At 28.8% G+C, this 12590-nt stretch carries 15 protein-coding genes; 5 read left to right on the top strand and 10 right to left on the bottom strand.

Features of this window, described 5'->3' with window-relative positions:
• Window positions 1-22 precede the first annotated feature (22 nt).
• Together LRR82_RS01025 and LRR82_RS01020 are read right to left on the bottom strand one after the other, a co-directional pair.
• Window positions 23-847, bottom strand: coding sequence for an RluA family pseudouridine synthase (locus LRR82_RS01025; RefSeq protein WP_249029662.1), 825 nt, complete (start codon window positions 845-847; stop codon window positions 23-25).
• Window positions 844-1620 (bottom strand): NAD kinase, encoded by a 777-nt coding sequence (locus LRR82_RS01020; RefSeq protein ID WP_249029661.1) that lies wholly within the window; start codon window positions 1618-1620, stop codon window positions 844-846. The genes LRR82_RS01025 and LRR82_RS01020 overlap by 4 nt, the downstream gene beginning before the upstream one ends.
• A gap of 77 nt (window positions 1621-1697) precedes the next feature.
• Between LRR82_RS01020 and LRR82_RS01015 the strand changes: the two genes are divergently transcribed.
• Window positions 1698-2273 (top strand): CYTH domain-containing protein, encoded by a 576-nt coding sequence (locus LRR82_RS01015; protein ID WP_249029660.1) that lies wholly within the window; start codon window positions 1698-1700, stop codon window positions 2271-2273.
• Here LRR82_RS01015 and spx read toward each other — a convergent pair.
• Window positions 2268-2750, bottom strand: a complete 483-nt coding sequence (gene spx, locus LRR82_RS01010) for a transcriptional regulator Spx (RefSeq protein ID WP_249029659.1) — start codon at window positions 2748-2750, stop codon at window positions 2268-2270. The genes LRR82_RS01015 and spx overlap by 6 nt on opposite strands.
• 110 nt (window positions 2751-2860) lie before the next feature.
• On the opposite strand from spx, the gene trpS reads away from it, so the two are divergent.
• Window positions 2861-3847, top strand: coding sequence for a tryptophan--tRNA ligase (gene trpS / locus LRR82_RS01005; protein ID WP_249029658.1), 987 nt, complete (start codon window positions 2861-2863; stop codon window positions 3845-3847).
• 15 nt (window positions 3848-3862) lie between these two features.
• On the opposite strand, the gene LRR82_RS01000 is transcribed toward trpS, so the two are convergent.
• The 3 genes from LRR82_RS01000 to LRR82_RS00990 all read right to left on the bottom strand — a co-directional run bounded on the left by LRR82_RS01000 (window position 3863) and on the right by LRR82_RS00990 (window position 5452).
• Entirely contained in the window at window positions 3863-4441 is a 579-nt protein-coding gene (locus LRR82_RS01000; RefSeq protein ID WP_249029657.1) for a hypothetical protein, read from the bottom strand.
• A 207-nt stretch (window positions 4442-4648) separates the two neighbouring features.
• On the bottom strand, window positions 4649-5026 hold the full coding sequence (locus LRR82_RS00995; protein ID WP_249029656.1) for a RidA family protein: 378 nt from the start codon (window positions 5024-5026) through the stop codon (window positions 4649-4651).
• A gap of 84 nt (window positions 5027-5110) precedes the next feature.
• The gene (locus tag LRR82_RS00990) at window positions 5111-5452 is read right to left on the bottom strand and encodes a zinc ribbon domain-containing protein YjdM (protein WP_249029655.1); all 342 of its coding nucleotides are present in this window, start codon (window positions 5450-5452) and stop codon (window positions 5111-5113) included.
• Between the two features lie 103 nt (window positions 5453-5555).
• Between LRR82_RS00990 and LRR82_RS00985 the strand changes: the two genes are divergently transcribed.
• Together LRR82_RS00985 and LRR82_RS00980 are read left to right on the top strand one after the other, a co-directional pair.
• Window positions 5556-6719: an MFS transporter gene (locus tag LRR82_RS00985; protein WP_249029654.1), complete on the top strand. Its 1164-nt coding sequence runs from the start codon at window positions 5556-5558 to the stop codon at window positions 6717-6719.
• A complete protein-coding gene (locus LRR82_RS00980; protein WP_249029653.1) occupies window positions 6719-7465 on the top strand; it encodes a polysaccharide deacetylase family protein in 747 nt (248 codons plus the stop codon). The genes LRR82_RS00985 and LRR82_RS00980 overlap by 1 nt, the downstream gene beginning before the upstream one ends.
• Before the next feature lie 25 nt (window positions 7466-7490).
• Here LRR82_RS00980 and LRR82_RS00975 read toward each other — a convergent pair whose 3' ends face one another.
• From LRR82_RS00975 to LRR82_RS00960, 4 genes are all read right to left on the bottom strand, one after another.
• Window positions 7491-8651, bottom strand: coding sequence for a phosphoglycerate dehydrogenase (locus LRR82_RS00975; protein WP_249029652.1), 1161 nt, complete (start codon window positions 8649-8651; stop codon window positions 7491-7493).
• A 9-nt stretch (window positions 8652-8660) separates the two neighbouring features.
• Window positions 8661-9746, bottom strand: a complete 1086-nt coding sequence (gene serC, locus LRR82_RS00970) for a 3-phosphoserine/phosphohydroxythreonine transaminase (protein WP_249029651.1) — start codon at window positions 9744-9746, stop codon at window positions 8661-8663.
• A 172-nt stretch (window positions 9747-9918) separates the two neighbouring features.
• Window positions 9919-10698: a PHP domain-containing protein gene (locus LRR82_RS00965; protein ID WP_249029650.1), complete on the bottom strand. Its 780-nt coding sequence runs from the start codon at window positions 10696-10698 to the stop codon at window positions 9919-9921.
• Between the two features lie 87 nt (window positions 10699-10785).
• A complete protein-coding gene (locus LRR82_RS00960) occupies window positions 10786-11673 on the bottom strand; it encodes an alpha/beta hydrolase (RefSeq protein WP_249029649.1) in 888 nt (295 codons plus the stop codon).
• An 83-nt stretch (window positions 11674-11756) separates the two neighbouring features.
• On the opposite strand from LRR82_RS00960, the gene LRR82_RS00955 reads away from it, so the two are divergent.
• On the top strand, window positions 11757-12581 hold the full coding sequence (locus LRR82_RS00955; protein WP_249029648.1) for a mechanosensitive ion channel family protein: 825 nt from the start codon (window positions 11757-11759) through the stop codon (window positions 12579-12581).
• Window positions 12582-12590 lie beyond the last annotated feature (9 nt).

Here is a 12590-nt window from a genome sequence, read left to right as displayed (position 1 = left end):
TATAAGGATTAAAAATAATAATTTATATTACTTTTCGATTATCTATACAAACAACTTGATTTGTAAAAGGATGGATAAATTGTATATAAATACTCTCTAAATAATAGGTTCCTTCTTGGCTTGCTCCATATATTGTATCAAAACATAATGGATGTCCAATATGTGCCATATGGACCCTTATTTGATGTGTTCTTCCTGTTTCTAGAACACATTCTACTAATGTTTTATCTTTATATTGTTTTATTACTTGATAGTGTGTAATAGCTTGTTTGCCATGACTAGAAACTATTCTTTGATAACTGTCTTCTTTTTTTATAATCTTTGTATCAATGATACCTGTACCTTCTAGAATACCTTCTACCATACAATAATAGACTCTTTTTACTTGTTTAATATCTTTTGATAAAAGAGCATGTCCTTGTCTTGTTTTACTAACTAGTAATAATCCCTGCGTATCCTTATCTAAACGATTTACAAAATGAGCAGTAGCTTGAATATTATTTTGATGATAATAAGATACTAATGCATTTGCTAGTGTATGATGAGGATATCTTTTAGTAGGAATACAAGGTAAATTAGTTGGTTTATAAATAATAAGATAATGATCATCTTCATAACATATTGTTAAATCCATTGGATAGAAAGACATCGTATGTTGTTCTTTAGGAAAAATAACTTCTATACGATCCCCTTCTTTTACTAAATAACGTACTGTTTGATGTAAACCATTTACAAGAATATCTCCTTTTGATTTAATATCTTTTAATGCTTTTCTACTTATTTCCATAGAATAAAGATATTCTTTTAAAGAAATACCCTCAAGATGCTTAGATACAATGGTTATCATTCGTAAATAAACGCTCTTCTAATTCTTTGAATAAATGATAATTGACGATATTCAATAAATGGTACTACTTTAGAAGACAATGATATTTCTATTTTATCTACATGATCAAAAGAATAAGATAAATGATCTACCGAAATATTCTTTAAATCTTTTCCTTTTAAACAAATCACTTGTTTATCCGTTAAAATAAGACTAGATCCTAAAGAACGATAAGCATTATGACCAATCCCTGCTACTTCTGTTAATTGCATTAATGGTTGTCCTGGATAAATAATAGCTCCCCCTAATGACTTATTATAAGCAGTTGATCCCGAAGGTGTTGAAACACATACACCATTCCCTCTAAATGTTTCTAATAACTCTCCATTAATATATACATCCATTACCTGTGCCATAAAACCATGATCAAAACGAACTTCATTTAAAGCATAATAATGACGTTTTTCTTGATTATAATAAACATTCACATCCAATAAGTTTCTATTTTCAAAACGATATTCTTTCTTTAAAATATCAGATACTAATTGATCTACTTCTTCTCTTTTATAATCTGTAAAGAATCCTAAAGTACCAGTATGAAGCCCTACAAATGAAGCTCCTTCTCTTAAATAAGTATGTACTGATTCTAACATTGTTCCATCTCCACCAATACTAATTACTAATTGTGGATGCAATGTATCCCATATTAAATGACTATCCAATTTTTCTTTTAAAGCTTCTTTTAAAGATAAAGATAATTCATCTTTTCTAGCTACTATTGTATATCTATCCATTGTTCAAACTCCTTTTTTTCTATTATATACTAGCGTCTATAAAAATTATAGTATAGAATAATGAAAAGGGGGTAAATATGGAAAAACTTCATGAAATAGAATTTAAATTACTTTTAAACAAAGAAACTTATCATCAAATCATCCAAGATTATCAAAAACAAATATCAAAATCATATACTCAAATAAATCAATACTTTACACATCCAAACATTTCTAAAAACAAATTAATGTTACGTATTCGTCAAAAAGAAAATACATATGAATTCACTTTAAAAGAAAAGGATAAAATAATTGGTAGTCATGAAACAAATATAATGATTGATGCTAGTATCGTTAAAAAGCTAATGCATCAAGAAAAAGTAGAAAATGAAATAGTTACTATTTTAAAAGGATATAATATAGAACAAACAGATATAAAACCAGCACTTTGTTTATCTACTTACCGTTGTGATATACCATTACCTTTAGGAATGTTATCCATTGATAAGAATGAATATTGTCAAACAACTGATTTTGAATTGGAATTTGAAGTAACTGATCCTGAATTAGGATTAGAAGAGTTTTATAAAATTATTAAAAAATATGATTTAACTTATACAACAAACTGTCCTAGCAAGGTAGTTCGAGCATTAAAAAAAGGAGGATTATTATAATTCTCCTTTTTGTTCTCTTTTACAATCAAAATTTTTATCATATAAATCTTGTAATGTTACTTTGCTATCAAGTCTGAATTGTGGACATGAATCTGTTGATGGACAGCATTCTGCAAGTTGTCTTAATTCTCTTGGGATAAATACACGAATTTCTTCTGCATTATAACCTACTTGAAAACGTCTATTATCAATCATAATTGGTCTTTTTAAGATTGATGGATTTTCTTGAATAAAAGTGATTAATGCATTCATAGACATATCATCTAAATCAATATTTTGTTCTTTTATTATTTTTGATCTTTTTGAAATAATATCATCTGTACCATTTTCACTACGTTCTAAAAGTTCTTTTAATTCTTCTTTACGAAGTAGTGTTGCAAAGATGTTTTTTTCAACATAAGCAATGTCATGTTCTTTTAGCCATGCTTTTACTTTACGGCAAGAAGCACAGCTTGGTGCTGTATATATACGTATCATTGAAATCGCCCTCCAATACGCTTATTATACTACCATATCCCTGCTTTTACTATTTCTTTTTTCTTTTTTTTACCGTATAATAATGGTTATTAGGTAAGGAGAATTTATTTATGAAAAAAATGTTAAGTGGTATTAAACCAACAGGGAGAGTAACTTTAGGAAACTATATAGGTGCTATTAAACCTTTTGTTAGCTACCAAGATGAATATGATATGTATATCTTTATTGCTAATCTTCATTCAATGACTGTTTATATTGAACCAAAAGAGTTAAGAAAAAATACAAAGGATTTAATTGCTTTATATATAGCTGCAGGTTTAGATCCTAACAAAGTAACTTTATTTTTACAATCTGATATTTTAGAACATGCTCAATTAGGTTGGTATTTAGGTTGTATGGTGGGAATGGGTGATTTAGCAAGAATGACTCAATATAAAGATAAATTAGCAAAAAATGAATCAATAGGAGCAGGTATTTTTAATTATCCTTCTTTAATGAGTGCTGATATTTTAATGTATGATCCTGATTTTGTTCCGGTTGGAGAAGATCAAAAACAACATGTTGAATTAGCTCGTGATGTTGCTGAAAAGTTCAATCGTCGTTATAGTGATACATTCACTATCCCTCAACCATTAACTGCTAAAGTCGGTGGACGTATTATGGATTTACAAGATCCTACTAAAAAAATGTCTAAATCTGATGAAGCTGGAAAAGGATGTATTTATATTTTAGATGATATTGCTGTTTCTAAAAAGAAAATTATGTCGGCAGTCACTGATAGTGATGGTATTATTGCTTTTGATCGTACTAATAAACCAGGTATTTCTAACTTGTTAGAAATATATTCTATTCTTACAGATAGAACAATTCAAGATATTGTAAATCAATATCTTGGAGTTGGTTATGGTGTTTTCAAGAAAGATTTAGCTGAAATATTAGGTCAAGAATTAACAACTATTCAAGAGCGTTATCAAGAGATTATTAAAGGTAGTTATTTAGATGATGTTTTATTACAAGGGGCTACTGTTGCACGTAATATTGCTCGTAAGAAACTAGCAAAGGTAGAACGAAAGATTGGTATTACAATTAAAAAATAATCAAACATTGTTTGATTATTGATTGAGAACATATTCGTTATATAATAATTCATGGAGAAAGGTATATCCTTTTTCCATTTTCTTTTTTAATAAAATATATTTAGATAAACATTCTTTTTCTTTAATACCTATTTGATGACACATTGTCATAAATTGATCATATTCTTCAACATACATTTGATCTATTTTATCTTCTAGGTATTGTTTTTTTGTTCTTTCTTTTCTAGTTAAACCATATTCTTTCGCTAATCCTTCATCATGCATACGATAAGTTAATGTTTGATAAGTACTATTTTTTACTTTATTTATCATATTTCGTTGGCTTTTTAAATCAAAAGTCCCACGATAAATAAGTTTGCCTGATTTATCGATTTCTAAACATAAAGATGTTTTTTTATTAGATACTACTAATAGTTGTTGAAAATAATGACTATCTAATAAATCAAAACAACCATAAATCATATCTTTCATTGTTTCATCATCAACACAAATCAATTGATATTTTGTAATCACTTCGATATCATCATAATCTTTCCACTCATAAAACTCATTTAATTCTTCATCATCACGAACCCAATTTACAGTAATTTCCATATTCTCCCTCCTGGTATACTATATGCTATTATTTTGTTTCCATGTAATAATGTATGCTCTTTTTTTTAAATTTTAAACAAATTTATACAAAATAAAAAACCATTTGTATTAAATGGCTTTTCGTCATAGTAAATAGTAAACTCTCCACTACTATATACTTTAAATGATACATACTGACTACGTCTAGATAAAAAGATAATTTTCTGTTTATCCTTTAGAAGCAATAACCTCCACTTCTATTAACGCACCTTTTGGTAATTTTGCAACTTCTATTGCACTTCTAGCAGGATATGGTTCTACAAAGTAAGTAGCATAAATTTCATTTACGCATGCAAAATCATCCATACTATCTAAAAATACAGTTGTTTTCACAACATCTTCAAATCCTAATCCTTGACTTTCTAATAATGCTTTTACATTATTTAAAGATTGTTTTGTTTGTGCTTCAATACCTGCAGGCATTGTTCCAGTTTCTGGATCTAAAGGAATTTGTCCTGAAAAGAAAAATAAATTTCCAACATTTACTCCTTGACTATATGGTCCAATAGCTCCTGGTGCTTTGTCTGTTTTAACGATGTTTTTCATTATAATACGCCTCCTCTTTTGTTTTTAACAAGAATATTATACTACTTTTAAAATAAAAATCGTAACTATTTTTAGAATAAACAACTAATTTTTCTTTACAACCGATGATTTTAGTTTCATAGCACCAAATCCATCTATTTTACATTCAATATCATGATCATCTCTAGCTTCATAAAGTAAACGAATATTTTTTACTTTTGTTCCAATCTTAATGGAAGAAGAACTTCCTTTTACTTTTAAATCCTTTATTACTATAACACTATCTCCATCTTCTAAGATAGTACCATTGCTATCTTTAATAACTGGTTCTTGCGATTGTGTTGTTCCTGGTATCCATTCATAAGTGCACTCAGGACATACGTTTATTACTCCATCAAAATAGGTATATGTTGATTGACATTTTGGGCAATTTTCCATTTCTTCCATAATAGTCTCCTTCTTTTTTTGTATTATAGCAGTTATTTTCTATTTTTAAAAATGAATTTACTTTTTTTATGAAACATTTATAATGTCCTAAGGAGGAACTGTTATGAAAATTGATAAAAGTCTTTTTAGTTTTAAATTGTTCTATTTGTTCTATTTCGGTGCAATAGGAGCTTTTATACCTTATATTAATGTTTATTTAGAAAGTAGTAGAGGTTTAACTGGTACACAAATTGGTTTGATTACTTCTACAAGTTTATTAGTTAGTGTTTGTTTAATGCCTATTTGGGGTATTATTGGAGATAAGACTCAAAAATATGTTTTATTAGTACGTGTGGCTGTATTAGGTTCTTTGGTTGTTTTATATTTCTATCATAAAGCCCTTGTATATCCTGCTATTATTCTGTGTGCTATCGCTTTGGAAGCTGTTCGTTTAGGAGCTATTCCAATGAGTGATACGATTGCTACTAATTATTGTCATGAAACTCATGGTAATTATGGTTCTATTCGTGGTAGTGGATCACTTGGTTATATGTTAGCTGGTACTGGACTTGGATTCCTAGCGGATGCTTTTGGTTTAGATGGTCCTTTGTTTGCAGTTTATGCTATTTTGTTAGTCTTTGCTTTTGGAGCAACTTTAAATTTTCCTAAGACAACAGTGACAAAAGAAGAAAAAGAAAAAAATAAAGGTTCTATTGGTGTTTTATTAAAAAATAAACAATTCCTTTTCATTCTTGTTGTTGCTATTTTTACATCTGGTGTTAGTGAAGCAGCATTAACTTTCCAAGGAAATCATTTAACTACTACATTAGGAGCTAGTGCTTCAGCAATTAGTATGGTTACTTTTATTACTGTTTTACCAGAAGCATTCTTCTTAGCAGTAGCTGTTAAGTTTATGCATAAAATTGGTTTTAAAAATTATTATTTATTTGCAATTGGAACAATGTTGTTACGTTATACTGTTTTTTCTCTTACTAGTAGTTTAACATTATATTTAATGGTGTCTGTAGTTCATTGTTTTGGTGTTGGTATTGGTACGGTTGGAAATTTAACTTATATTCGCCAAGTAACAAATCCTTTGGTTTTAGGTACTGCTATTACTTCATTGAATGCTAGTTTATCTATAGGTAAGGCTATATTTGGTTATTGTTTTGGTGTTGTTTATACTTATTCTAGTAGTTATACTATTTTTATGGTAACCCTTATTTTCTTGGTATTTGCTTTTGTTTTGGTTTTAAAAACAGATTGTTTTGATGGTTTGGAAGTTTAATGAAAAAGAGATATTTCTTGTTATTGATTCCTATATTTATGATAACTTATATTATGTATCAACGTACTGGATTACCAGTAGTTGGTTATCATAGTGTTGTTAGTGATGAATTAAAAGAGAGTGATTATAGCGATGATCCTTATACTATTAGCGTATCTACTTTCACTCAACAAATGCAATATTTATATGATCAAGGATATCAAACACTAACAATGGAAGAAGTTGCTGATTATTATTATCATGATGCAGATATTCCTAGTAAGAGTGTTGTGATTACAATAGATGATGGTCATATTGATACCTATACAGTAATAAAGCCTATTTTAGAAAAATATGGTTTTGTAGCTACTGCTTTTGTTATTGGTTCAAAAGTAGATAGTGTATCTTCTAATTATACCTATTTAACAAGTGATATGTTAGAAGAAAATGATACTATTGCTTATTATTCTCATACTTATGATTTACATCATAGAGATCAAGATGATAATGCTTATGTTACTGTTTTAAGTAAAGAGGATTTGTTGATAGATTATCAATCTCAAATAGTAAGTAATGATTATTTTGCTTATCCTTATGGTATTAGTAGTGAATTATGTAAAGAAGTATTAGAAGAACAAGGAACTATTTTGGCTTTTTCTTATAATCAATTTCATAGTTTAAAAAGTAGTGATGATGCCTATGATTTACCAAGATATATGTTAGTCGATATAATGCCTTTGTGGTATTTTAAAATAATTGTAAAATAAAAAGCTGAGCAAGAAATTGCTTAGCTTATTTTATTACACGGACATTCACAATGCCTTCTACTAAAGTAATATGATCTATTACTTCTTGTGTGATTTCTTCATTTGTATCGATTAAGGTATAAGCATATTCTCCCTTTGCTTTATTTACCATATTTTCGATATTCATATTATGACTAGCAAATACTGTTGAAATAGTTGCAAGAATATTTGGAACATTCTTATTAATAACACACATACGTTGTGTTGTTTCTCTAGGTTGCACTACTTCTGGGAAGTTTACAGAGTTTGTAATATTTCCGTTTTCTAAATATTCACGAATCTCTTTTACTGCCATCTTTGCACAATTATCTTCAGATTCTGGTGTAGATGCTCCTAAGTGTGGTAATAAAACAACATTTTCCACACCTATTAATTCTGCACATGCAAAGTCACTAATATATTTTCCTACTTTGTTACAAGTAAGTGCTTCTATTAAATCTTGGTTATTTACTAAATCCCCTCTAGCAAAATTTAAGATACATACACCATCTACCATTTTTTCAAAAGATTCTTTATTCATAAATCCTTTTGTTTCTTTAGTAGAAGGAACATGTAATGTAATATAATCGCATTCTTTAAAAATAACATCTAATGTCGTTGCTGGTTTTACATAGCGTGACATTCCCCATGCTGCACTTAATGATAGAAATGGATCGTATCCCCATACTTCCATCCCTAGATCAATTGCACTATTTGCTACTTTCACCCCAATAGCACCTAAACCAATAACCCCTAATTTTTTTCCTTCAATTTCTGGTCCAACATATTGTGATTTTTGTTTTTCTGCTTTACTACCTACTTCTTTATCTCCCTTTTGATCTTGAACCCAATGAATCCCCTCAATGATTTTTCTTGATGATAGGAACAATGAACATAATACTAACTCTTTTACTGCATTGGCATTCGCCCCAGGTGTATTAAATACAACGATTCCCTCTTCGCTACATTTATCAATAGGTATATTATTTACCCCTGCACCTGCTCTAGCTATTGCTTTTAATGATGGATGTAATGGATATTCATGTAAAGAAGCCGATCTTACAAGAATTGCATCCTCGTTTTCCATATCTTTGTTATACTCATAATTTTCATCAAATCGATCCAGTCCATAAGATGAAATTTCATTTAATAGTTTTACTTTATACATATGACTCCCCTATTTATTTCTCTCTTCAAACTCTTTCATAAACGCTACTAACTGCTCTACACCAGCTTTTGGCATTGCATTGTAAATAGATGCACGAATTCCTCCCACAGAACGGTGCCCTTTTAAGTTTGTCATGCCTTGTTTAATACTTTCTTTTACAAATAAGTCATCTAATTCTTTTGATGCAGTTACAAAGGTAACATTCATTAAAGAACGATTCTCTTTGTTACTATGTGTTTTATAAAAATCACTACTATCTAAATAATCATATAAAATAGCTGCTTTTTCTTTATTCTTTACTTCCATTGCTTCTAAACCACCTAATCCATCAATCCATTCAAGTACTAATCCTAATACATAAATAGCATATGCTGGTGGTGTATTATACATCGAATCATTTTCTATTTGTAATGTATAATCCAATAATACTGGTGTTCTTTCAGGTACTGGTTGTAATAATTCTTTCTTTATAATAGCAACCCCTAATCCTGCAATCCCCATGTTTTTTTGTGCTCCTGCATAAATCATCCCATATTTAGAAACATCTACTGGTTTAGATAAAATATTAGATGACATATCACAAATAATAGGTACTCCATTTGTTTCAGGAACATATTTCCATTCTGTTCCATAAATAGTGTTATTGGCACAATAATGTACATAACTAGCAGTATTATCTAATTGTAACTCCTCTTGACTAGGTATATCTTTGTATTGATTAGATGCTCCATCAAATGCAATACGAACATCTCCAAACTTCTTTGCTTCTTGCATTGCTTTTTTAGAAAAAGCACCTGTTACTGCATAATCAGATTTCCCATTTTTTAAATAATTCATAGGAATCATTGAAAATTGTTGTGTTGCTCCACCTTGGATAAAGACAATTTCATATCCCTCTGGTATATTCATTACTTTTTTTAATAATGCTTTTGTATTATCAAAAATTGCTAAGTAGGAAGAGGATCTATGACTCATTTCCATTACACTCATTCCACTATTGCCATAGTTTAACATTTGTTCTCTTGCTTTTTCTAATACTTCTACAGGTAACATTGAAGGTCCTGCAGAAAAGTTTAAAACTCTTTTCGTTTCCATAACTCTCTTCCCTTTCTTTAAGTTAGGACTGATTATATTGTATACAATGTGTTTTGTCTACTAAAATGTGTATTAATTTGTTATTTTTCTATTTTTAATGAATTATTTTATGGTTTTGTATAATTTTTAGTACAATCTATCTAATTTGTATACATAATAAAAAGTAGCTAAGCTACTTTTCTATTTGTTGATATAGTTCTTTTAAATAAAATCCTACTTCTTTAGGTAAATGTCCATCACTAGATGCGATAAAAGAAACTTCATGTTCTTTTAATATTTTCATTAAATCAGGAGCTAATCCTAATTCTGGATGTTTATATTTATAATGACAACGACTATTATTTTCTGCTAACACATGATGTTCTACTAGTAGTTTTGCTAGTTCATGATAAGTCTCTGTTAAATCATATGTTGGATAATAGTTAAACATTTTTACTGTATCCACATGACCTAATTGACTAAATATATTTGATTTTACTAAATCAAATATAATTTCATAATATCTTTTATAAATAGCATCTACATCATAAGCTTGCCATAATATTTCTTTTGAAAATACCATATCATATAATTTACCATCAATAGAATGAACTGATCCTATCATAAAGTCATAAGGATATGCTTGTACTAATTCACGAATTAAGTTTTCATGACGAGGTACATAACATACTTCTAATCCAAAACGAACTTCTACTTCTAAGTCCATTGCTTTTATTTCTTCAATTAGTTGATGATATACAGATAATGGTTCTAATACTTTTAAGTCTAACCATGCTTTTTGACATGGAATTTCTTTTAGTTCTTCATATATTGGTGCAAATTCTTGAAAACGATGTGTATGATCTAACATATGTAAAACAGTAACTCCCATTTTTTTAGCTTGTTCTACAAATTCTAAAACATATTCTTTTGTAAGTGGTCCATATTCTAAATGGACATGTCCATCAATCATTTCTTTTCCCCCTTGTATAGTATATTTATTGTTCTCTATTATAATGAAATCTATAAAAAATACAACCAATATACTATTTCTATTCTATTATTGGTCAACATATTGACCAATAAACTCCTTAATCACATTCCAGTAATCTTTATCCACTTCATTACTAGCTACATGTCCTGCATCTTCAACTAAATATAATTGTTTCTCACTAGTACATGCATCATACAACTCTTGAGCCATAGAAACAGGAACACATATATCATCTAGACCATGGATAAATAAGATGGGTATGGTATTACTAGCAAGACTATCGATGGGGCCTTCTACAATATTGATTCCTAAACAAACACTAGCATATATTTTAGTTAGAAATAATAAAGGAAATGTAGATAAGGATAAGCTATAGTTTAAATGATATTCAAATAGTTCATAGATACTAGTAAAAGCACTATCTTCGATTACTGCTTTTACATTGGTTGGTAATTCATTATCTAAGGCATTTAATATGGTTACAGCACCCATACTAACACCATATAATATAATTTGACTTTCTGAATCAAAATCTACTAGATAATTTATCCAAGCAACAATATCCTCTTGTTCCTTAGTTCCTAGTGTAGTGACATTTCCTTCACTACTACCATTCCCTTGTAAATCTATTGCTAATACATTCCATCCCATCTCAATAAAATTACTACTAGCCCAATCCATTTCTTGACCAGCACCACCATAACCATGTACTACTAAAACATAAATATTACTAGCACTACAAGATAAATATCCTTGTAGTATTTGATTGTTTTCTTCTATTTGGATATATTCTTTTGATTCTACTGTACTTGTTGCATGTATGGGATTTACTAGTTCATCTAAATAATTAAAGTTAGGGATAAAGATACTAGTAAAAAGATACATACTAATACTAACAAAGAAAATGGTACTAACAAAAAAGGTTGTTAGTAAAATAACATATCTTTTTTTCATACAATCACTCCTATATTATAGTATGCTCTGACTTGATAAAAATATAAGAATAGTTTATGATTGATAAAAGGAGAAATGATATTATGTTTGAAACAATCGATAGTTTATTTGTAAATGGATTATTAAGTACTACTAGTACATTAGGTTTTACTTTGTTATTGATAGTTATTTTAAATGTAGCTTGCACTAAATTAATTAAAAAGAAATGGGCTGACCCTAAAGTGTATTTACGTTTAAAAAAATATGTTTTAATTCTTATATTTTTAACAACATTTTTATCTCAAATAAAAGGATTAGATTCATTAGCTACTACCTTATTAGCTAGTGGGGGGATGGCTGCTATTTTAGTTGGTTTAGCTTGTCAAGAAGCAGCTAGTAGTATGATTAATGGAATGTTAATTTTTACTTATAAGCCTTATCTTATTGGAGATACTGTTTATGTGGTTGATAAAAATATTAGAGGAAAGGTATTTGATATTACTTTGCGTCATACAGTAATAGAGACATTAGAAAAAACACAGGTTATTATTCCTAATACTATTATGAATAGTGCTGTTATTGAAAATATATCAAATATTGAATCTAATAAAGCAAATCATTTATTAATGGATATTAGTTATGATAGTGATATTCATTTAGCGTCTAAAATTATGCAAGATGTCACTAGAAATCACCCTTTGTGTGTGGATCAAAGAACACCAGAAGAAGTGAAAGAAGGGGTGGAACAAATAGCGATTCATTGTTTAGAGTTAAAAGATTCTAGTATTTGTTTACGTGCTACTATTTTTACGAAAGATGGACCTAGTGGATTCCAGTTATTATCTGATTGTAGAATAAAAGTGAAAGAAGAATTTGATAGACAAGGAGTTAGTATTCCTTATCCTCATGTAGTAGTGAAACAGAATTAATAGGAGAAT

It is taken from the genome of Tannockella kyphosi, from assembly GCF_021054785.1.
In the GTDB taxonomy this organism is placed as follows: Bacteria; Bacillota_I; Bacilli_A; order Erysipelotrichales; family Coprobacillaceae; genus Tannockella; species Tannockella kyphosi.
The sequence above is the reverse complement of the archived record's forward strand: the minus strand, read 5'-3'. Positions and strand labels throughout refer to the sequence as shown.